General features: G+C 39.1%; 17 protein-coding genes. 7 read left to right on the top strand and 10 right to left on the bottom strand.

The features are described 5' to 3' along the window. Positions 1-18 precede the first annotated feature (18 nt). The 5 genes from ACH3O9_RS08080 to ACH3O9_RS08060 are packed head-to-tail and all read left to right on the top strand — an operon-like array spanning position 19 to position 4054. Positions 19-468 carry an ATP-dependent zinc protease gene (locus ACH3O9_RS08080; RefSeq protein ID WP_416446081.1) on the top strand — a complete coding sequence of 150 codons (450 nt, stop codon included), beginning with the start codon at positions 19-21 and terminating at the stop codon, positions 466-468. Then, entirely contained in the window at positions 440-1312 is an 873-nt protein-coding gene (gene rimK / locus ACH3O9_RS08075) for a 30S ribosomal protein S6--L-glutamate ligase (protein WP_416446079.1), read from the top strand. The genes ACH3O9_RS08080 and rimK overlap by 29 nt, the downstream gene beginning before the upstream one ends. A gap of 3 nt (positions 1313-1315) precedes the next feature. Then, positions 1316-2323: a succinylglutamate desuccinylase/aspartoacylase family protein gene (locus ACH3O9_RS08070; RefSeq protein ID WP_416446078.1), complete on the top strand. Its 1008-nt coding sequence runs from the start codon at positions 1316-1318 to the stop codon at positions 2321-2323. Beyond that, positions 2292-2852, top strand: coding sequence for a 5-formyltetrahydrofolate cyclo-ligase (locus ACH3O9_RS08065; protein WP_416446076.1), 561 nt, complete (start codon positions 2292-2294; stop codon positions 2850-2852). Before ACH3O9_RS08070 ends, ACH3O9_RS08065 begins: the two co-directional genes overlap by 32 nt. 50 nt (positions 2853-2902) lie before the next feature. Continuing rightward, on the top strand, positions 2903-4054 hold the full coding sequence (locus ACH3O9_RS08060; RefSeq protein WP_416446074.1) for an ATP-binding protein: 1152 nt from the start codon (positions 2903-2905) through the stop codon (positions 4052-4054). Between the two features lie 15 nt (positions 4055-4069). Here ACH3O9_RS08060 and ACH3O9_RS08055 read toward each other — a convergent pair whose 3' ends face one another. The 5 genes from ACH3O9_RS08055 to ACH3O9_RS08035 all read right to left on the bottom strand — a co-directional run bounded on the left by ACH3O9_RS08055 (position 4070) and on the right by ACH3O9_RS08035 (position 10754). Beyond that, positions 4070-4702, bottom strand: a complete 633-nt coding sequence (locus tag ACH3O9_RS08055) for a lipoprotein signal peptidase (RefSeq protein ID WP_416446072.1) — start codon at positions 4700-4702, stop codon at positions 4070-4072. A gap of 36 nt (positions 4703-4738) precedes the next feature. Next, complete coding sequence (locus ACH3O9_RS08050; RefSeq protein ID WP_416446070.1) at positions 4739-5359, bottom strand: hypothetical protein; 621 nt, start codon at positions 5357-5359, stop codon at positions 4739-4741. A gap of 97 nt (positions 5360-5456) precedes the next feature. After that, the gene (locus ACH3O9_RS08045; protein ID WP_416446068.1) at positions 5457-5840 is read right to left on the bottom strand and encodes a TraR/DksA family transcriptional regulator; all 384 of its coding nucleotides are present in this window, start codon (positions 5838-5840) and stop codon (positions 5457-5459) included. Positions 5841-5844: 4 nt separating this feature from the next. Then, complete coding sequence (ileS, locus tag ACH3O9_RS08040; protein ID WP_416446066.1) at positions 5845-9291, bottom strand: isoleucine--tRNA ligase; 3447 nt, start codon at positions 9289-9291, stop codon at positions 5845-5847. A gap of 149 nt (positions 9292-9440) precedes the next feature. Further along, positions 9441-10754: a serine hydrolase domain-containing protein gene (locus ACH3O9_RS08035; RefSeq protein ID WP_416446064.1), complete on the bottom strand. Its 1314-nt coding sequence runs from the start codon at positions 10752-10754 to the stop codon at positions 9441-9443. A gap of 780 nt (positions 10755-11534) precedes the next feature. Here ACH3O9_RS08035 and ACH3O9_RS08030 point away from each other — a divergent pair. Continuing rightward, positions 11535-12101 carry an RDD family protein gene (locus ACH3O9_RS08030; RefSeq protein WP_416446062.1) on the top strand — a complete coding sequence of 189 codons (567 nt, stop codon included), beginning with the start codon at positions 11535-11537 and terminating at the stop codon, positions 12099-12101. Between the two features lie 163 nt (positions 12102-12264). On the opposite strand, the gene ACH3O9_RS08025 is transcribed toward ACH3O9_RS08030, so the two are convergent. From ACH3O9_RS08025 to gdhA, 4 genes are all read right to left on the bottom strand, one after another. Then, the gene (locus ACH3O9_RS08025) at positions 12265-14670 is read right to left on the bottom strand and encodes a TonB-dependent receptor plug domain-containing protein (RefSeq protein WP_416446060.1); all 2406 of its coding nucleotides are present in this window, start codon (positions 14668-14670) and stop codon (positions 12265-12267) included. Between the two features lie 5 nt (positions 14671-14675). Beyond that, on the bottom strand, positions 14676-15392 hold the full coding sequence (gene recO / locus ACH3O9_RS08020) for a DNA repair protein RecO (RefSeq protein ID WP_416446058.1): 717 nt from the start codon (positions 15390-15392) through the stop codon (positions 14676-14678). Then, a complete protein-coding gene (locus tag ACH3O9_RS08015) occupies positions 15392-17662 on the bottom strand; it encodes a two-component regulator propeller domain-containing protein (RefSeq protein WP_416446056.1) in 2271 nt (756 codons plus the stop codon). Before ACH3O9_RS08015 ends, recO begins: the two co-directional genes overlap by 1 nt. 321 nt (positions 17663-17983) lie before the next feature. Beyond that, a complete protein-coding gene (gene gdhA, locus ACH3O9_RS08010; RefSeq protein WP_416446054.1) occupies positions 17984-19327 on the bottom strand; it encodes an NADP-specific glutamate dehydrogenase in 1344 nt (447 codons plus the stop codon). Positions 19328-19533: 206 nt separating this feature from the next. On the opposite strand from gdhA, the gene ACH3O9_RS08005 reads away from it, so the two are divergent. After that, positions 19534-20346, top strand: a complete 813-nt coding sequence (locus tag ACH3O9_RS08005; RefSeq protein ID WP_416446052.1) for a THC0290_0291 family protein — start codon at positions 19534-19536, stop codon at positions 20344-20346. Here the strand turns inward: ACH3O9_RS08005 and ACH3O9_RS08000 are convergent. Continuing rightward, positions 20343-21485, bottom strand: a complete 1143-nt coding sequence (locus tag ACH3O9_RS08000; RefSeq protein ID WP_416446050.1) for a cystathionine gamma-synthase — start codon at positions 21483-21485, stop codon at positions 20343-20345. The two genes, ACH3O9_RS08005 and ACH3O9_RS08000, sit on opposite strands and share 4 nt — an antisense overlap. Positions 21486-21515: the final 30 nt, after the last annotated feature.

The raw sequence follows: 21515 nt of genomic DNA, 5'->3' as shown, positions 1-21515 counted from the left end.
TTTGTTAACTTTGCACCCGTGAAAAAGAAAATTATAGGCCGTACAGATAAAGCAGATTTTCCCCAATTGGGTTTTGAAAATATCGATGTTAAGGTCGATACGGGAGCTTACACTTCATCAATACATTGCAATCACATTAAAGAAGAAGGCGATAAATTGAGTTGTACTTTTCTTGACCCGCAACACCCAGACTATAACGGGAGAGAAATGATCTTTACAGAATATGATATCACAGCTGTTAAAAGTAGTAATGGCGACATTCAGTACAGGTATGTAGTGCAGTGTGATATACGCATTTTCACTAAAATACATAAAATCTCTCTTACACTTAGCTCTAGGGAAGACATGCGTTTTCCGGTTCTTTTAGGAAGAAAATTTCTCACTAAAAAATATATTGTAGACACTGAACTTACAGATGTCTCTTACAATCAAAAACTTCATGAACATAAAGATTTTATCAAGGAATAGCAATTTATATTCTACGCAGCGCCTAATTGAAGCAGCTAAAAAACGCAAGCACAATGTAGAAGTAATTGATCCTTTAAAGTGCGATCTTATTATTGAGAAGCGCAAACCTTCTGTTTATTATAAGGGAAGATATCTTTCAGACACAGATGCCATCATACCTCGTATAGGCGCTTCTATCACTTATTACGGGACAGCGGTTGTAAGACAATTTGAAATGATGGGTTCTTTTACAACCACAGAATCTCAGGCACTTGTACGTAGCCGTGATAAACTGCGCAGCTTACAGATACTTTCTCGAGCCAGACTTGGTTTGCCTAAAACTGTATTTACTAACTATTCACGCGACGTAGCCGAAATTATAGACCACGTAGGCGGAGCGCCACTTATCATAAAACTGCTAGAAGGAACTCAAGGTCTGGGTGTTGTTCTTGCAGAAACTAAGAACGCAGCAGAATCTGTAATTGAAGCTTTTAATGGCTTACAGGCACGTGTGATCGTTCAGGAATTCATTAAGGAAGCGAAAGGAGCAGATATCAGGGCCTTTATTGTAGATGGAGTTGTTGTGGGCGCTATGAAGCGTCAGGGCAAGGAAGGTGAGTTTCGCTCTAACCTGCATCGCGGTGGTACAGCAAACATTATACAACTAACAGATGACGAAGAAAATGCAGCAATAAAAGCCGCAAAAGCTATGGGCTTAGGTGTTGCCGGGGTAGATATGCTACAAAGTGCAAGAGGACCATTAATTCTTGAGGTTAACTCTTCTCCGGGACTTGAAGGTATTGAGAAAGCTACAAATAAGGATATAGCAAAAAGCATTATTCGTTATATAGAACGCGGAATTTAATTCATGGCAAGTATAGACGAGAAAAACATTCTTACAATTCTGGGGCAACAGATAATGCCGGGAGGTAAAAAGACCATAAACTTCAATATGGCCAAACTGTATACCACCACTTCTGTAGATGTACCCATAATAATATACAGATCAAAAAAACCGGGCCCCTGTGTTCTAATTACAGCAGGTATACATGGCGATGAAATAAGCGGTGTAGAGATCGTGCGCCAGATCATCGCAAAAAAAATTAACAGACCCACCAGAGGTACAATCGTTTGTATTCCCGTTTTAAATGTCTTCGGTTTTTTAAACATGAGCAGAGATTTTCCAGATGGGCGTGACCTTAATAGAGTTTTCCCGGGTAGCAAGCACGGCTCACTGGCAAGTAGGTTTGCTTTTCAGTTTGTAAATAAAATATTACCAATTGCAGATTTCTGTCTCGATTTTCACACCGGCGGTGCTCACAGATTTAATGTACCCCAGATACGTGTTGATCAGGATGATGAAAGACTATGTGAGTATGCTAAAATTTTTAATGCTCCATTCACGGTGTTTTCTAAAAATATCACGAAGTCTTATCGCTCTACATGTACTAAAATGAATAAGCCTATTTTATTATTTGAAGGGGGTAAATCTCAAATTAGTGATAAACGCATAGCCAGAGAAGGTGTTTTAGGAACAATGCGCATCCTGCGACATCTAAACATGTTACAGCCGGAATTTGAAGTTCCTGAAGAAAACGAAACTTCAGTGATTATTGAGAACAGCTCATGGATTCGTGCAAAATACAGCGGTCTGTTGCATTTAAAATCTGCTTGCGGAGATCTGGTAGAAAAGGGCCAGATCATAGCAACTATTACAGATCCTTATGGCTCTTTTAGGCATCGGGTAAAATCTCCTTATCATGGCTATCTCATAAATGCTAACGAAGCCTCGCTTGTTTATCAGGGAGATGCTATATTTCACATCTCAACTACTGCAGCAGTTTATGAAAAAGGCCGATCTAAGAAAAAAATATAAGAATCTAAGAAATACCCTTACCCAGAATCAAATTGAAGAAAAGAGCATTGCCATTGCAAACAAGACTCTTGAACTCAATATTTGGGATTTTTCATTCTACCATATTTACCTGCCTATTACCAGGTTTAATGAGGTCAATACAGAATATCTGCTTAGCATTCTGCGCGGCAAGGATAAAAACATCATCGTTTCTCGCATTGATCCTGATTCTGATGAATTAATTAATTTTCTCCTTACAGATAATACAACCATTAAAATTAATAAGTGGGGCATACCTGAACCTGTAGATGGTATCAATATTGAAACGGAGAAAATAGATGTTGTGTTTGTTCCTCTTTTGGCTTACGACCAATATGGCAATCGCATAGGTTACGGCAAGGGCTATTATGATAAACTTCTAAAAAAATGCAAAAAAGATTGTCTTAAGATAGGTTTATCTTTCTTTGAACCTGAGCAATTCATCGAGATAGAAAATCATGACATACAACTAACACATTGTATAACAGAGAACAAAATTCATATTTTTTAACTCTTTTTTTAAATTTTTTAATATCTTGGGCGTCCCAAATCATACATTTAATGGTAAACAAGCCTGCAAAAAAACGTAGCCGAATTATGTCATTTTTCGGCGGCGGTTCATCATCTCTCCCTTCAGATCAGGAACAAGAAAAATTCTATTATGAACAAATAGCTTCTTTAACGGGAGCCGGAGGTTTTAATGTAGATTTTATCGAAAAAAAAACTTTTTTTGATAATCAACTTCGTACTATTCTAGAAACTCCAGAAGGATACAAACCCTCTTTAAAGCATACCTTACACTACTACGACATGGATTTTCACAATGTGGTAGCTAAAAATTTTGAAAGCGTTAAAAAAGGGAAAGCTTTTGAGCACGAACTTAAAATGATTACCTACACCAATAAAGTTTTTTGGGCAAGAGCCATTGGTAAACCCGTTTTTGGCGATAAAAGCAAGGTAATAGGTTTAAGAGGAGTAGTTATTAACATAGATGAAGAGAAGAAAAAAGAGATGGCTTTACAGAAATCTCTTGAGATCATAGAAGCTAATAATCATCGGCTTTTCAAGTTTGCAAATTATGTTTCCCACAACCTTAAATCTCACGTAAATAATCTTGAGCTCACGTCTCAACTTGTTGATGAAGGCAGTTTAAAAGAAGAGCAGGTAGAACTATTTAATAATTATAGGGAAATTGCCAAAAGCCTTTCTCGCACTGTTGCCCAACTTAATGAGGTTGTTTCTATACAAAATCGAGGAACAGAAAAACGAGTTCCCGTAAATCTGCAGGATGTGCTGGATAAGTGTGTAAATGAACTACAACCATTGATCTCAAGGGAAGAGGCTTACATTTACTCAGATTTCTCTGAAGCGCCCGAGGTGATGTATATACAAGATTTTATGGATAATATCTTCTATACACTCATAAAAAACGGCATAAATAGTAAGAAAATCGGTCGTAAACCTGAAATAAAGGCCTACAGTCTTGATGATAACGGTAAGACTTCAATTGTTATAGAAGACAATAGCGCCGGTATAGATATGGAGAAAGATCAGGATCGTATTTTCCACATGTCAAAAAGCAGCAGCTTTGAGAATGATAACCATTCGGTAGGTTTGTTTATCGTAAAAAACCAGGTAGAAGCTCTGGGCGGAAAAATTTCTGTAGTAAGTAAATTAGGTTACGGCACCAAGTTTATAATCACTTTGTACTAGCCAAATAATCTAAAATTATTTAACTACGAGTTCCTCTTTTTCAACTTTTTCTGGCTGCGAAAACGCCTTCTTATTAAATACAAGTAGCAATCCCACGCCTATGCTTATCGCTGCATCTGCGATATTAAAAACAGCATTAAAAAAGGTAAAATAAGAACCGCCCCATACAGGCAGCCACTCAGGAAGATAACCCTCCCACATTGGGAAGTATAACATGTCTACAACTTTACCGTGTAAAACAGTGCCATAACCACCATCTTCAGGTAAAAACGTGGCTACATGCCCAACACTGTTGTCAAATATTAAACCGTAGATTACTGAGTCAATAATATTACCAAACGCACCGGCAAAGATCATCGCTATAGCAGTTATAAGAATTCTAGATCCGTTCTTTTTTACGGTGTCATATAACCAATAGCCAATTAATGGCAAAATACCTATTCTAAAAAGAGTAAGAATAAGTTTGCCGTAATCACCGGGTATCTTTGCTCCCCAGGCCATGCCTTCGTTCTCTACAAAAAGAATCTTGAACCAGCTAAAAACCTCAACTTCTTCACCTAAGACAAAATGAGTTTTTATGTAAATCTTACTAATTTGATCTATTAGTAAAACTAAAATTATGATGCCTACGGCCTTTTTTATCGACATGATGTTGCATTAAAGCGAAGCGCAAAAATAGCTAATTTATTTAGACTGGCTTACAGTGATGTTGCCATCTATACTCGATAATTCTAAACGGTGAACCGGCGCTTCTATTTCATCAATTAATAATTTGCCATGCCGGCTGTGAGCCTGTATTGAGCTACTCGTCGTTTCTACCATTATATCACCCCTATTTGTATTAATAACGCCATTTCCTGTGAAATCTAATAAGTAACAATCACCGCTAGACAGGTTTATATTTACATATTTATAATTGCCGCTTGCATGAACAGAGGCTAAAGCAGAATCTACCCACAGATCAAGATTCCTGGGCATGGTAATATCAATCTCTACAGACATGACTTTGTGCGCTGCGAGCTTATCATCAAAAGCTTCAAAATCTGGAGTTCTTCCTACCGTAATAACAACAAGATCATTTTCAACCTTAGTGTTTATAAGAACGCTTTCATAGGTTTCTCCTTCAATTCCTGAAGAGATTACCACATCTTTAGTGTCTCCCGCTATAATGTTTACTCTAAAAATCTGGTCAGAATTGACAAAAATCCCCTTTAAACCGGCTAATTCCAGCTGATCTACAGTGTGCTTTTGACCAAATGATAACGCGGTCACAACAAGCATTATTAAGATTATTACTTTACGCATAGGTGCTCACACTCAACAAAAAACGCTCCATAAAGGAGCGTTAATAGATTTCAGAACATTTTATAACAATGAGAATTTAAATCCCACTTAATAAGTATTACTTCTGCATATTTTTTGCTTCAATGCTCAATGTAGCATGAGGCACAAGTTTAAGGCGGTCTTTATTTATAAGCTTGCCTGTTACTCTGCAAATACCATATGTCTTATTTTGTATACGCACAAGAGCGTTTTTAAGGTCTCTAATGAACTTTTCCTGACGTATAGCCAGCGCAGAATTTGCTTCTTTGCTCATTGTCTCGCTGCCTTCTTCAAAAGCTTTGAAAGTAGGCGAAGTATCATCTGTGCCATTATTTCCATTATTCATATAAGCACTCTTAATAAGATCAAGATCACTTTGTGCTTTATCAATTTTTTGCTGAATTAGCTGGCGGAACTCCTCGAGCTCTGCATCGCTGTACCTTTCTTTAATTTCGGTTGCCATAATACTAATGTTTTTTAATAGAAAGCCTTGTTTCTATATCGTCAAAGGCTATTTCTATACCGTTTTCAACTTCTTCTGCAACATCGAGATTTGCTGTGAGCGTCTCATTCTTTATATAATCCAGATTCTCGCGTACGGCTTTTGCAATCGTATCATCCTTCTGGAGTCTAACATCAATTTTGTCTGTCACTTCAAAACCTGAATCCTTACGTAAATTCTGTATACGGTTAACCAGTTCTCTGGCCACCCCCTCGCTGCGTAAATCTTCAGTTATTGTAACATCTAGTGCGACAGTGATAGCACCACTGCTGGCAACAAGCCAACCCTCGATGTCTTGTGAGCTTATCTCTACGTCGCCGGCGTCCAAAGTAACAATTTTTCCATTAATATCAACCTCAATTGCACCCTCTTTTTCAATAGTGGCGATATCTGCAGGGCCCATATTAGTTATTTTACTGGCAATGAGTCGCATATCTTTACCAAAACGAGGTCCTAATACCTTAAAATTAGGTTTTATGTTTTTTACTAAGATACCTGAAGCATCGTCAATTAGCTCTATCTCTTTTACATTCACTTCAGACTTGATAAGATCTTGTACCGCTGCGATCTCCTCACGTTGTGATTCATCAAGAACGGGTATCATTATACGCTGCAAAGGCTGTCTTACTTTTATCTTCTCTTTCGCCCTGAGCGATAGAACCAGTGAAGATATTGTTTGCGCATCCTGCATCTTACGCTCAAGCAGTTTGTCTATAAATGACTCATCACTTTTAGGAAACTGAGTAAGGTGAACGCTTTCAAAATTTTCTTTTCCTGTTACCGCGTTAAGGTCTTTATACAAACGATCCATAAAAAACGGAGCCACAGGAGCGCTTAATTTTGCGATAGTTAAAAGACAGGTGTAAAGCGTCTGGTATGCCGACAATTTATCAGGACCATATTCTCCTTTCCAGTAGCGTCTTCTGCTTAGGCGCACAAACCAGTTGCTTAGGTTTTCCTGCACAAAGTCTGATATTGCACGAGTAGCTTTTGTAGGCTCATAATCTGCATAGAACGCGTCAACTTTCGCGATAAGCGTGTGGAGTTCAGATAAGATCCAGCGGTCTATTTCTGGTCTGTCCTTCAACTCTACCTCATCTTCAGAATAATTAAAATTATCAAGATTAGCATAAAGCGAAAAGAACGAATATGTATTGTAAAGCGTACCAAAGAACTTGCGTTGAACTTCTGTAATACCATCAAGATCAAACTTGAGGTTATCCCACGGGTTTGCATTGGTGATCATATACCAGCGCGTTGCATCTGGACCAAAGGTATCAAGCGTGGTAAACGGGTCTGCCGCGTTACCCAGTCTCTTAGACATTTTCTGCCCGTTCTTGTCTAGCACCAGCCCGTTTGACATCACATTCTTATACGCCACATCATCAAAGATCATGGTAGCGATCGCATGCAATGTATAAAACCAGCCGCGTGTCTGGTCTACACCTTCTGCGATAAAGTCTGCTTTACGCCAGGTTTGCTCTACTTTTTCCTTGTTTTCAAAAGGATAATGCCATTGAGAATAAGGCATAGAACCAGAATCAAACCACACATCTATTAGATCTGCTTCCCGCTTCATGGGTTTTCCGCTTGCCGATACCAGAGTTATTTTATCTACAACGTTCTTGTGTAAGTCAATTTTATCATAATTGGCATCGCTCATATCACCAGCCACAAAATCTTCAAAAAGATCTTTTTCAAGCACTCCGGCTTCAACCGCTTTTGCCATTTCCGCTTTAAGCTCTGCCACAGAACCTATTATAATTTCTTCTTTACCGTCATCTGTTCTCCAGATAGGCAATGGTATTCCCCAATATCTTGAGCGAGAAAGATTCCAGTCATTTGCATTAGCCAGCCAGTTGCCAAAACGGCCTTCACCGGTTGATTTTGGTTTCCAGTTTATACCCAGATTGAGCTCATGCATGCGATCACGCACATCTGTCACTTTTATAAACCAGCTATCAAGCGGGTAGTACAGAATAGGCTTATCTGTACGCCAGCAATTTGGGTAACTGTGCACATATTTCTCAACCTTAAAGGCTTTATTTTCGGTCTTTAATTTAATTGCAATCTCAACATCTACGCTCTTTTCTGGTGCCTGCCCGTCGTCGTAATATTCATTTTTGACGTATTTGCCACCAAATTCTTTAAGCTCAGGGCGAAATTTACCCTGCAAATCTACAAGAGGAACAAGATTATCATTCTCATCTTTTACCAGCATAGGCGGCACTTCTGGCACGGCCTGTTTTGCCACCATAGCATCATCTGCACCAAAAGTTGGTGAAGTGTGAACAATACCAGTACCGTCTTCTGTGGTAACAAAATCGCCTAAAATCACCCTAAAAGCGTTCTCAGGATTATTAAAAGGCTTCACGTAATCTATTACCGGCTCATAACGCAGATCAACCAGATCTGCACCTTTACATTCGGCTAATATCTGATATGGTATTTTTTTATCGTTTTCGTTATAATTTTCAAAATCTGCATCACTTTCTGCCTGAAAGAATTTCTTATCAAACTGCTTGTTTACAAGAGCTTTCGCCAGAACCACATTTATAGGCTCAAACGTATACTGATTAAAGGTTCTTACTAAAACGTAATCTATATTCTTACCTACAGTCAATGCGGTGTTAGAAGGAAGCGTCCACGGTGTGGTGGTCCAGGCGAGAAACCCTGTTTCCCCCTCCCGGCCTCCCAAGGGGGAGATGTTTTCATTCAAGTTAAACGCTTTTTCAAAACGTTCCTGATTTTCCCCTTTGGGGGATAGGGGGAAAAAAGCCGTAACCGTTGTATCTGTTACATCCTGATATGTTCCGGGTTGGTTTAATTCATGCGAACTTAACCCTGTACCGGCCTTGGGAGAATAAGGCTGTATGGTGTAGCCTTTATAAATAAGGCCTTTATCATATATTTCTTTAAGCAGCCACCAGACTGTCTCCATGTATTTAGGCTTGTAGGTAATGTATGGATCTTCCATATCTACCCAATAGCCCATTTTTTCGGTGAGGTCGTTCCACACATCTGTGTAGCGCATTACCGCATTACGGCAAGCCTCATTATATTCTTCTACGCTTATTTTTTTGCCTATGTCTTCTTTGGTAATACCAAGCTCTTTTTCAACACCTAACTCTACCGGAAGACCATGCGTATCCCATCCCGCTTTACGCTTTACCTGAAAACCTTTTTGGGTTTGAAAACGGCAAAAAATATCCTTTATGGCTCGTGCCATAACGTGGTGAATACCGGGCATACCATTTGCAGACGGCGGTCCTTCAAAAAAAACGAATGGCTCGTTACCTTCTCTGGTTGTGATACTCTTTTCAAAAATGTCATTTTCTTTCCAGTAAGCGAGTATATCTTCGGCTACTTTAGGAAGGTCAAGACCCTTATATTCAGTGAACTTTGTGTTCATTTTTTGCGTTTTCTAATAAGTCTGCAAAATTACGCAATTTTGAGTAAAATGAAGCAACTCAACTGCCCAGAATAACCGCAACCGATTTTCTTGCCTAAAAGGCCAAAATTTAGCCATTATAAGGAGTTTTTTTACGCTTTCAAGATCATCTAATTCTCATTAAAATACCGGTAAAACACCTGCATAAGTGAAGGCCTAATGTGCAGATCATAAATTGCCGTATTGTTTCTGGTGGGATAAACGCGGTTTGAAAGAAAGACAAAAACCATCTTATTGTCAGGATCTGCCCACACAAAAGTGCCGGTAAAACCGCTGTGGCCAAAGCTATTCATGCTTACCTCGGGATTGGGCGACGCTTCTGCAATATCAAGAGTAGGATTATTAAGCAATGGCTTATCAAAACCCAATCCACGTCTGTTATCATTTTCAGGATATTGAACGCGTGTAAATTCTTTCAGTGTTCTTTTAGAAATATATCTGTGACCACCATAGGTTCCCATATTCATATACATCTGCATCAATTTTGCAAGATCATCTGCAGTAGCAAAAAGACCCGCATTACCAGAAACTCCGCCCATTAAACTCGCATTCTCATCATGTACCCAGCCGCGCACATAATTTTTGCGGTAAACCGAATCTTCTTCTGTAGGAATAATTTGCTCAATAGGAAAATCATGCTCCAGCGGATTAAACATAAAGTTTTCCGCGCCCAGCGGAGTATAAAAATTCTCCTGAACATAGAGTTCATAAGGCTCGCCAGTAAGATTTTCTATAATCTTTGGGAAAAGTAAAAAAGTCAACCCGGAGTATTTATATTTCTTTTCAGGAGAAATGTGAGAACGGTTAATCTTTCTATACATTTTGCGCACAAATCGCTTATTCATGTACAAATCATTATAGGTCTGTACCGAAAATCGGCGGGACTTCTTATCTCTTATAAATCTGTGTTTAAATTTTCCGTTCTTCTTGAGAACATCATTGAGAAAAACAATATATGGTTCTAATCCCGCCTGATGCGCCAGAATCTCACGCACCGTAATATCACGCTTATCTTTACGATGTTTCCAAGGTTTCCAGTACCTGCTAAACTTAGCATCAAGATTAATTTTACCTTCATCAACCAACTTCATTACGGCAGGCAAAGTGCCGGCAATTTTAGTTACCGAAGCCAGGTCATACAGGTCGTTATTCTCAACCGGTGTTATGCTGTCATAAGTCTGAAAACCAAAAGAGCGGTGGTAGATGATCTCGTTATCTTTTGCCACAAGAAGCTGCGCTCCCGGGAAAGCGTGAGATTGTATCGCAAACTTCATTATAGAATCTACTTTCTCATTTATCGCCTTTTTGTTTATGGGTGCATATTGCAATATAGAATCTGCAGCCGGCCCGCAACCGCAATCAATTTGAGCAGATAAAGTAACTGTAAAACAGATCACAAAAAGCGAAATAAATAAAATTTTCATGTGGTACAATTGACTTCTATAAATCTAAAACTATAATTACAAAGCAGCCGATTTTAACCTATAAATTACCGAAAATTGATTGTTTTTGGGAGGTATTTATTAGTCAAACAAATATTTCGACAAGCCCAATAGGACATTTAAGGATTCAAGTGGATTTTGGAAACAATTCTGCATGGATCAAATAAACTTATATAAGAAAAAAACTACTTTTTTAGGCAGAAATCGCCTCTAAAAGCTTAAAATCACCACTGCCACTAAAGAATACGTTATGTCAGTCTGAGCCTGACGAAGACGATCCTGATATTTCGACAAGCTCAATATGACATTTCAAGATTACAAGTAGCATTTGGTAAAATTATATCTGCATTAATCAAATAAACTTATTCAAGAAAAACCTCCCTTTTTCAGATTAAAATCGACTAAAAAGACCAAAAATTCAGCTAGGCCAAAAAGAAAACCAACTAGCCCGAGACTGCCCAAGACATTCGTCATTCTGAACTCGTTTCAGAATCGCATCACACGAGAAAGCACTATGTAAACCCTGAAGCCAGTTCTAGGATACCAACGAGTTGCAGAAATATTGAAAATACAGATTATAACTATATATCAGTCTGAGCCTGTCGAAGACGATCATATTATTTCCACAAGCTCGATAAAACCACAACAACTTTGTATTGCATTAAGTCAATTTCGGTAAAAACTTTACATTTACCACCAAGATCAATTCTGCCAGGCGCAGAATAAAAAAAGACAAAAATCGTCACCCCAAATTGACTAAAAATGACTGAACCGGAAACTGAAAATACCTTCACACAAACCGAAGAATACGCAAAATTCTGGCCACGAGCGGGCGCCTATATTCTCGACAATATTGTGATCGCCCTGGCTTCTTTTACCATAAACTCCATTAATATTGCGCAATTCAAGAGCTTCTGGCTGTATCTTCTTTTTGCCCTTATTGCTATTTTGTACAAACCCCTTATGGAAGCCAGATACAGCGCCACTTTAGGGAAAATGATTCTCAATTTGAAAGTCACTAACACGCAGTACGACCCTATAGATTACACCACATCTTTTTTGCGCAGCCTTATTTTTATCGTACCACCGCTTCTGTATGTTCCGTTTTATTATTTAGCCTTTCAAAATGCTGATCTTGATCAGTACAGCGCGGTACTTGAATTTGGTAATGAATTTGCAAATGCATATCCACTTGTAGAGTGGATTGGGAACTTGAGTGTCATACTTCTCGCTGCAGATGTTGTCGTTCTCTTAACCGACAAAACCAAAACTCAAAGCTCACTGCACGACCGTATCGCAAAAACATACGTGATTCAGGAAAAGAAATAGAATGCTCAAGGTAACGCCAGATTACAGGAATTTACAAAATCCAAATTTGAATACAATTGTCAGTCTGAGCTTGTCCAAGACACACGTCATTCTGAATTTAGTTCAGAATCACATTAGGAAAAGTAACATAAGACCCTAAATCGCGTTCAGTGTGATGAAATTTTTAAAAACTATATTTCAATGCCAAAATCAAATTACGCCCGGGCGCAGAAATACCAGAAGAATACTGGCGGTATCGCTGGTCTGTAATATTTTCTAACGCGGCTGTTGCCTGCCAGTGTGCTGCAATCTGGTATTGTGTTGCAAAATTGATCGTGTACCATGATGGTGAATACGGGTCACCGTTTGCATCAAGCGCATACAAATACGCATTGCTTTGCTGTGAAGGCGCCAGATCATTATAATTAAATTGCCCGTTGTATTCCGCGAAAGCGTTAAGTCTAAGTTTCTTATTTTCCCAAACTAAATGTGTGTAGCCAAAAAGTGGCGCTGCGTGCCTTAAAGGTGCTATACTACCGTCATCTTCTTCCTGATTTCCTTCTACAATATTTATATGTGAGCGCAGGTTTAGATTCTTTGTGAATACAATATTCATCCCGGCCTCAAAACCATAAACCTTAGCATTTGCAGCATTCTGTATCGCCTGCACATTGCTGGGTTCACCCTGATAATCTATAACCGTTTCCCCGCCTAAACTGTAATCGCGGCGCACCATAGCATTATCAAGTTTAGTGTAAAAAGCTGCAATGTCAAAAAATACAGCATTCTCAAAATTAAGCGTAACTCCCAGTTCGCCATTGTACGCATACTCCGCTTTTAGATCAGGATTAGGCACAACTACAGAACCCGGCTCACTGTCAAAGATCTTCCCGATGTCATCGATATTGGGTGCACGAAAAGCGGTAGAAAAATTAAGTCTCCATCCCAAAGTCTCATTAGTTTGCCAAGAGAGACCCAGCGAACCGGTCAAGTTACCCGTGTTAATATCTGCCTCAGCAAACGGAAAATCGTAAAAAGTATCATCAAAAGTCGCGTCTAGAATCACCTGATTATACCGCAATCCTGATTGTAGATTTAGGTTTTCGCTTAAGCGAAATTTACCACTTACATAAGCTGCCAGCGATTGCCAGCTTGAGCCATCAGGATATCTTGAGGCATCTGGTGCGGTTGCGGCTGTAAGTATATTTGTCTGTTCACCGTTAGAATCAACCGTATTCAACACATATTCTAAACCATAAAACAACTGACTTTGCCCTATTTCTTTATTAAAATCTAATCCCAGCGAATATGCATTCACTTTTTCACTGGTGTTAAAAAGGATTTCTTCGCCAAAATCACGATCATGCCGGCTCTCTTCAAAATTCTGAAAAGCTGCTGTTAATTTGGCTTCGTCATATAAACTTCCGTTACCTTTTTTATTGATCTGCAGGTTACTGGAAAACCAGTTCTGTGGACCATAATACCACGCTGCAGAGCGTAAATTATCGCCTCTTTTTCGCGTTAAGCGGTCATATCTTGAATAGTCTGAAGTTGTGCTATAAATAAGCCCCAGGTTAAAATCCCAGGTTTCATTAGGCATAAAACGCACCTTTTGCATCAAGTGTAGCATATCAAAACCTGTAGGCACCTGCTTATTCTCGTTATCATTCTCGACAACTACATCTTCACCATTAATGCGCTCAACATATTCTGGGCGCACATAATCCTCAGGCCCGTTACTTCCCATGCGTAGATCATCATAATCTGAATAACTTGCACTGGTAAGAAAAGCCCACTTTTCACCTCCAATATTGAAATCTAAGTGTCCTGTTTTTTCCTGATTGGCCGTAGAATAGCGTGCAATCGCATTTCCTGTAAAAACCTGTTCTTCTTGTTGAAATGCGAACTGGGGTGTTTTAGTATAAAAGTTCATGACGCCTCCTATAGCATCACTCCCATAAACCACAGAACCGGGACCCAGAATAACCTCTGCTCGCTCGATGGCGAAAGGATCTATGTTTATCACATTTTGCAAATTACCAGAGCGGAAGATCGCGGTATTCATGCGCACACCGTCTACATTTATTAAAAGCCTGTTTGTTGAAAACCCCCTAATCATAGGACTACCGCCTCCTAACTGACTTTTCTGAACAAAAACTTCACCAGTGCTTTCTAAAAGATCTGCTGCTGTTTGCGGATTATAAAATTCTACCTCTTCTGGCGAAAAAGTAACTACCTGCTGCGCTATTTCCTGTAACTGTTGCTTAAATTTCGCCACAGAAAGTACTACTTCATTTAGTTCGTTCTCAGCGCTTATGAGATAAATAACATTACCGTTTGCGATGATGGCAGCCTTAGTGGTTTTTTTATCAAGATGAGAAACGTGCGTGATTTGTATCGTTTCTGCCGCTGTAAAAGCAGAAATATCTACTCGCCCGTCATAGGCTGTCACGGCAGAGGTTGTTTTATTTGCATTAAATAGAGCCGCGTGCGTTACCGGCTTACGCGTCTCTTCATCAAGTATGGTGATTACTTGTGAAAATCCGCCGAAACTGATCAAAAAGAGGGCAAAACTTAGGGGAAATCGCATAAAGGTTAGTTGAATAGACTGTTAAGAATGGTTAGGGATTTTGGTTTTTTAAAGCCGTGTAAATGTAATTCATAATAACCTATGACCATATTTACAAAGGCTGCACGCCTGGTTTTGTTAAGCTTAATCGCATTTAGAGCATCAAAATCTATACCCAATAAAGAATTGAGAATAAACAGGTTATCTTCGGTTATAGAATATATGGTCTCCGTATATTCAAAATTACCGGTAAGCATATTAAAATGCGGCAATGACGATGTAGATGTATCTGGATAAAAACCTAAATATCTGGTAAGCTCAAGAATAAAATATAAATGAAAATTTGCCGAATGTTCATTCTTATCAAGCCAGAGAAAGGCATTTTCTAAAAAGGTATACAACTCTTTATTTTCCTCTTCTTCCTGAATAGAATTCTTCAGCATTTCTGCAAGAAAAAGCACAATACTGGTTTTATAAATATCTGTGTGCAACGTGGTATATGAATGTAGCACTTTTGCATCGCGTATAGATTCTAATGTTCCTTTATCTTTATGCATGGCTACGATTTCCAACTGTGTTGCAGGTTGAAACATCGCTGTACGCAGCTTACCTTTTTTCGACTTAAGAATACGGCGCAATAAGTAAGATTTGAGTCCGTCGCTTTGCGTAAAGCATTTAACGATAAGGTCTGCTTCCCCGTATTTTAATGCTGAAATTACAATTGCAGGAGTAGTAACAAGCATCAGCGAATGATCATCAATTTTGCGACTTTGGTTTCAACCGCATCTTCTCCTGTAACCAGAATCATATAAACCCCGGAAGCTACTTTATGACGTCCAAAAGCTGTTGTGTCCCATTGTATACTTCCGCCTTCAGAAACTCGTTCATAAACAAGATTTCCCGTGATGTCTGTGATCTTAACATTGGCTCTTTCGGTTAAACCGTCTATCGTCACCATGCCGTCATATTTAGGACGCACAGGATTAGGAAAAGCGCGTACGGCTGTTAGATCTTCTGCAGGAGCAACCGCAGAACCGTCAAAAGCAACAAGACCTCGCGGTGTAGCAAAATAAACTTTTCCTGAAGCTGAGTCAATTGTAATATCCTGAATGTTGTTAGAAGGTAAAGGTGAATTAGAAGTGTTGAACTGTTGCAGTGTTTCCTGCCCGTCTGATGAAAAATAGAATGCCCCGCTGGAAACTGTGCCAATCCATTTATTATTAGAACCATCAACCTCTATACTTAAAATCACCTGATCGTTAAGCAATTCTACCGGTATTTCATTTTCTAAGATCACAATAGGATTAGTGGTCACATCTGTATCTTCAAACATTCTAGCAGGCCCATTTAAAACACGCAAGCCTCCCGTTGTGCCTATCCACAAGGTACCATTATTGTCTATTGCAAGAGAACGAACATCATCTGTGGGTAAATTAGACCCTTCTGATGTAAGAACCTCAAAATCTCCCGTTGCAGATCTATAACCCACTAACCCGGTATTATTAGTACCAAAATAAACATTGCCCTGCCCGCCAATTACCAACTGTGTGTATGCATCTACAGCTTCATAATTTGTAATAGCAGGTTCTATTGATATGCTTTCTATTTGCTCTCCTGTTTTTACCGCCAGCGCATTTTCTACCAGACTGGTCGTCATCCAGAGTTTGCCGTTATTATCAAAAGCTGCCCCATTTATACGTACATCCTGAGGGTTTACGGGGATATCTGCAAGACCGCTGTTGCTTTCATCAAAAAGTTTAACCGGCACATCTTCATTGATCTCTAACAAGCCGGAGTGATAAGAACTTATAAATGCCTGCTGTGCATTATTGGGAGATATTGTGATATTAACCAGATTTGTTGCGCCAAAAATTTCTTCAAAAGGAATATTCACCCATCCTGTTTCTTTCCGCAAATGACTAAGTCCGCGATTTTTTAAAGGATACGGATTAAAACTAGCAGAATAATCACCATAAACTACCCATAATTGATCAGGAACTGCCTCTATTGAAAAGGGATCATTGCGGGAAGGACCATCAGGTAAAACCTGAATTAAGTCTGTGGCAGTTGTCACATCGCTAATAAGCAGACCACTACCTACAGTGCCTGTAAATAAATTACCCTCAGATGTTATTGCTGTGCTAAAAGCACCGGGAAAATCAACCGAGACACCTGCATTTGCAATCACATTTCCACTTTCGTTATAAACGAAAACCTGATCTGCTAAAGTTAATGTTAGAAAATCTGTAGCGGCAGATAAATGAAGCGGCACCGAAGCAAATGTACCTACTGTATTAAAAGATGTTAACCCATTAAAACGCTGTAAAGATCTGTCTGTATTAATCGCATACATTGTAGAACCCACAACCGCAACTCCTCGCCAGGAACCGTTAGCAATAGTTGTCCAGTTTTTATAATCTATTAAATTATCATTTGCTACAAGCGCTCTTCTCATACCGGCATCTGTTGAAGCATAAATGTAATTACCCAGAATCGCAGTTTGTGTTACATTGAGTTGACCACCATTATTACCGATAAAATATGAATCTTCAAACTCAAGCCTTTCCAGGTCGTACAGAGAAATACCAAAACCTGTTGAGATGTAAAGCAAGCCGTTGTATTCATCAAAACTGTTAATCTGCTTTTCTGTAGGCGGTATCGAGGTCTTGTTTTTTATATCTACTACCGTAAGAACTTGCTCATCTTCGCGAACAATATCTATCGCTCCAGAATCATAACCTATAAATAAAATGCCAGAACTTTCACTGTAGTAAAGTGCAGAAATATCTTCTCCCGTTAATCCCTGTATTGTAGAACAGGTTTCAATCTCATTGGTAAGAAGATCGTAAGAAAAAACTGCATTTTGCGCTGCTGCGAAAACTTTATCATCTCCACGAGACAAAGCAGTGATCTCATTGTATGAAAAATAACCCGTCCAGTCTAAAGAAAAATCCTGACTGTAAAGTGTATTTATAAAGGTCATAGCAACAAGTATGGCCAGTTTCTTCAGCATATATCTTTTTTAAGATCAACGCCTAAAAATACGATTATTATCAACAACCTGGGGAGAGGTCTATGAGTTGTAAAACTGAAATAAATTTAAAATTATTAAAAGTAAAAATGAGAATGTGCAATCCTTCAGGGTCCAATAATATTAAAGAGGCTGCCAAAAGGTTGGTTTTCGTCAACCTGAACCTGTTTCAGGTTCTCACAAGTATTTACATCAATACTATAAGATTCTGAAATAAATTCAGAATGGCGCTTATAGCTCAATCAAAAAAAGGCCTCAAGTAAAACAAGAGGCCATTATCTATTTTTATTTTAGAATAAAAATCTATACTATTCCCTGTGCAAGCATAGCTTCTGCAACTTTTACAAAGCCGGCTATATTTGCTCCTTTTACGTAATCTACAAAACCATCTTCCTGAGTACCATATTCTACACAAGCTTTGTGAATATCATACATGATCTCATGAAGTTTTTTATCTACTTCTTCTGCAGACCAGTTGTAGCGCAGGCTGTTTTGAGACATTTCTAATCCTGAAGTTGCCACACCACCGGCGTTAGACGCTTTACCAGGAGAAAAAAGAATTTTAGCATTTATAAAAACTTCTACAGCTTCTGGCGTACATGGCATGTTAGCACCTTCGCCCACACACATACAACCGTTGTTTACAAGCTTCTCTGCATCTTCCTTGTCAAGTTCGTTTTGAGTGGCACATGGCAGCGCAATATCACATTTGATATCCCACGGAGTTTCACCTTCAAAATATTTAGCTTCAGGATACTTATCAAGATATTCTTTAATGCGACCTCTGCGCTCATTTTTGATCTCCATAATATAAGCAAGCTTGTGCTTGTCTATACCTGCTTCATCATAAATAAATCCGCTGGAGTCTGACATAGTAACAACTTTCGCGTCAAGCTGAGTTGCTTTTTCTGCTGCATACTGGGCAACATTACCAGATCCTGATATAACCACTGTTTTACCGGCAAGTTTCTCGCCGCGGGTTTTCAACATATATTTTGAGAAATATACATTACCATATCCTGTAGCTTCAGGTCTTATTTTAGAACCACCATACGAAAGACCTTTACCGGTAAGTATACCTGTAAACTCATTCTTGATTCTTTTGTATTGACCAAACATGTAACCTATCTCACGACCACCTACACCTATATCACCAGCTGGCACATCTGTATTAGGGCCAATGTGACGATAAAGCTCTGTCATAAAGCTTTGGCAAAAACGCATCACCTCAGCATCGCTCTTACCACGAGGATTGAAGTTAGAACCTCCTTTACCACCGCCCATAGGCAATGAAGTAAGGCTGTTTTTGAAAACCTGCTCAAAACCTAAAAATTTAAGAATGCTCAGGTTAACAGAAGGATGAAAACGTAAGCCACCTTTGTAAGGTCCTATGGCTGAGTTAAACTCAATACGATATCCTTTATTGATCTGTGTTTCTCCTTTATCATCTACCCAAGGCACTCTAAACATGATTACACGTTCTGGCTCTACCATACGCTCAAGTAATTTTGCGTTCTGGTATCTGGGATTATTTTCTATAAATGGAATGACTGTTTCAGCAACTTCTCTTACGGCCTGAATGAATTCTGGCTCATTAGGATTGTTCTTTTCAACAGAAGCGACAAAATTTGTGATGTTTTCTGTCATTATTTGCTTTTTATTATTTAATAATTTTTTTGCTTTTTTGCGATGCAAATATATAGAGATTATAAATTTTAAAGGGTATTTTTAGCATATTCTTAATAATCGAAGTTTCAGGGGGATAAATGCTGAATTTTACCCTGTTTTCAACGATTTTTAGGTTACTTGAGCAGTTTTGTTATATTTGTCACACATCAATTAACCCAAATCTTGTGAATACCAGAACCCTACTTGTGGTATTTTTTATTTTGGCTTTTGCCCCATCTTCAATTAGAGCTCAGTTAACATTTGGGTTTTCTCATGAAATAGGAGTTATCGCCGGTCCTGTCGCCTTTCAATCTGATTTTGGGCTACGCAATGACTTTGACACAAACCGAAATAATCTGGGCTTCGGGATTGGTATTGTACATTATATCAACTTCTCTTATCGCGCCGATTGTAATTGCTACTCACGAGATACCTATTTTAATGATCACTTTAAAATTAGGACAGAAATTGATTATCACCGCACAAAACTTACACATGAAGGCCAATGGGCAGAAAAAGCTACAGATGAAGGTCGCGATCTACGCGATCATTTAGGTCAGGCATCTGTTTTTGAGTTGGGCAGCCAACTTGAATTTTACCCGCTTAGCATAAGAGATTTTGTTGCCAGAGCTTTCCCTCTTGCTCCTTATATTAGTCTGGGCGCACATTTTGTAGCTTACAATCCCAAGTATTCATCAATACAGGATGTTCCCGGTGCCACGCCAGAAGACATTTTCTTTGATGACTTCTTAGTAGGCGATGGCGAGCTGGGCGGCATCGATGATTCTGCCGGCGCCACGTGGGCTGTCGTTGCAGGAATGGGTTTTCGGTTTAAGTTGACAGCGTTGAGCGATATGAATGTTGATCTGCGCTATCATTACTATTTTTCAAACTGGGTTGATGGCCTGAACCCAGATCCTAATTATTACCCACCCAACCGCAACGATGATTCTATCGTTTGGTTTAACATAGGCTACATTTATTATCTCGACTTTTAATCGAGCGCCTGCTTTAAATCTGCAAGCAGATCTTCTTCATCTTCTATACCAACGCTCAAGCGAATCAATGAATCTTTAATTCCTGTTTTTGCGCGCTCTTCTGCCGGGATACTTGCATGCGTCATGCTCGCTGGATGTCCCGCCAGACTTTCTACACCACCTAAACTTTCGGCCAGGGTAAAAACTTTTAATTTTTCTATAACCTGAACGGCTCCCTGCAAAGAATCTTCTTTAGTGGTAAATGATACCATCCCGCCAAAATCTTTCATTTGCTCTTTGGCTATAGCGTGATTGGGATGATCTTCAAAACCGGGCCAATATACTTTATCTACTTTAGGATGATCTTTTAGAAAGTTAGCCACGGCTTTACCGTTCTCACAATGACGCTGAATGCGCACGTGCAAAGTCTTTATTCCGCGTAAAGCGAGAAAACTATCCTGAGGGCCACAAACCGCACCACTCGCATTTTGAATAAAATATAATTTATCTGCAAGTTCTTTGTCTTTCACGATAAGTGCGCCCATTACCAGATCGCTGTGACCGCCAATGTATTTTGTCACGCTGTGCATCACGATATCTGCTCCCAGATCAAGCGGCTGCTGTAAATATGGCGTAGCAAAAGTGTTATCTACCGCCAGCAGAATATTATGTTCTTTAGCAACTTTCGCGGCAGCTTTAATATCTATGATGTTCATCATGGGATTGGTAGGCGTTTCTACCCAGATCAATTTTGTGTTTTCTGTAATGTGATCTGCAATTTTATCTGCATTCTGCATTCCGATAAAATTGAATTTGAGTCCGAAATTTTCAAATATTTTAGTGAAAAGTCGGTAAGTACCTCCATACAGATCATTAGTAGAAATAATCTCATCTCCGGGTTTAAAAAGCTTCAAAACCGCGTCAATAGCGGCTAAACCTGAACCAAAAGCTAAACCGAATTCGCCATTCTCAATACTCGCCAGAGATTTCTCAAGCATTGCACGTGTAGGGTTTCCGCTGCGTGAATATTCAAAACCTTTATGCCCGCCGGGAGTGGTTTGTGAATACGTAGAAGTCTGGTAAATAGGAGGCATTACGCTGCCATAAGCAGGATCTGCATCGTGTTGACCTCCGTGAATAGTTTTGGTATTAAATTTCATATTTTAAATATTTTTGAGTCGCGCTCTATG

It is taken from the genome of Leeuwenhoekiella sp. A16 (assembly GCF_047946675.1).
In the GTDB taxonomy this organism is placed as follows: domain Bacteria; phylum Bacteroidota; class Bacteroidia; order Flavobacteriales; family Flavobacteriaceae; genus Leeuwenhoekiella.
The sequence above is the reverse complement of the archived record's forward strand: the minus strand, read 5'-3'. Positions and strand labels throughout refer to the sequence as shown.

Bases quoted from the DNA above. Each gene is read 5' to 3' on its own strand.
- rimK (WP_416446079.1), top strand. From the start codon at position 440: ATGAACATAAAGATTTTATCAAGGAATAGCAATTTATATTCTACGCAG.
- ACH3O9_RS08070 (WP_416446078.1), top strand. From the start codon at position 1,316: ATGGCAAGTATAGACGAGAAAAACATTCTTACAATTCTGGGGCAACAG.
- ACH3O9_RS08065 (WP_416446076.1), top strand. From the start codon at position 2,292: ATGAAAAAGGCCGATCTAAGAAAAAAATATAAGAATCTAAGAAATACC.
- ACH3O9_RS08060 (WP_416446074.1), top strand. From the start codon at position 2,903: ATGGTAAACAAGCCTGCAAAAAAACGTAGCCGAATTATGTCATTTTTC.
- ACH3O9_RS08055 (WP_416446072.1), bottom strand. From the start codon at position 4,702: ATGTCGATAAAAAAGGCCGTAGGCATCATAATTTTAGTTTTACTAATA.
- ACH3O9_RS08050 (WP_416446070.1), bottom strand. From the start codon at position 5,359: ATGCGTAAAGTAATAATCTTAATAATGCTTGTTGTGACCGCGTTATCA.
- ACH3O9_RS08045 (WP_416446068.1), bottom strand. From the start codon at position 5,840: ATGGCAACCGAAATTAAAGAAAGGTACAGCGATGCAGAGCTCGAGGAG.
- ileS (WP_416446066.1), bottom strand. From the start codon at position 9,291: ATGAACACAAAGTTCACTGAATATAAGGGTCTTGACCTTCCTAAAGTA.
- ACH3O9_RS08035 (WP_416446064.1), bottom strand. From the start codon at position 10,754: ATGAAAATTTTATTTATTTCGCTTTTTGTGATCTGTTTTACAGTTACT.
- ACH3O9_RS08030 (WP_416446062.1), top strand. From the start codon at position 11,535: ATGACTGAACCGGAAACTGAAAATACCTTCACACAAACCGAAGAATAC.
- ACH3O9_RS08025 (WP_416446060.1), bottom strand. From the start codon at position 14,670: ATGCGATTTCCCCTAAGTTTTGCCCTCTTTTTGATCAGTTTCGGCGGA.
- recO (WP_416446058.1), bottom strand. From the start codon at position 15,392: ATGCTTGTTACTACTCCTGCAATTGTAATTTCAGCATTAAAATACGGG.
- ACH3O9_RS08015 (WP_416446056.1), bottom strand. From the start codon at position 17,662: ATGCTGAAGAAACTGGCCATACTTGTTGCTATGACCTTTATAAATACA.
- gdhA (WP_416446054.1), bottom strand. From the start codon at position 19,327: ATGACAGAAAACATCACAAATTTTGTCGCTTCTGTTGAAAAGAACAAT.
- ACH3O9_RS08000 (WP_416446050.1), bottom strand. From the start codon at position 21,485: ATGAAATTTAATACCAAAACTATTCACGGAGGTCAACACGATGCAGAT.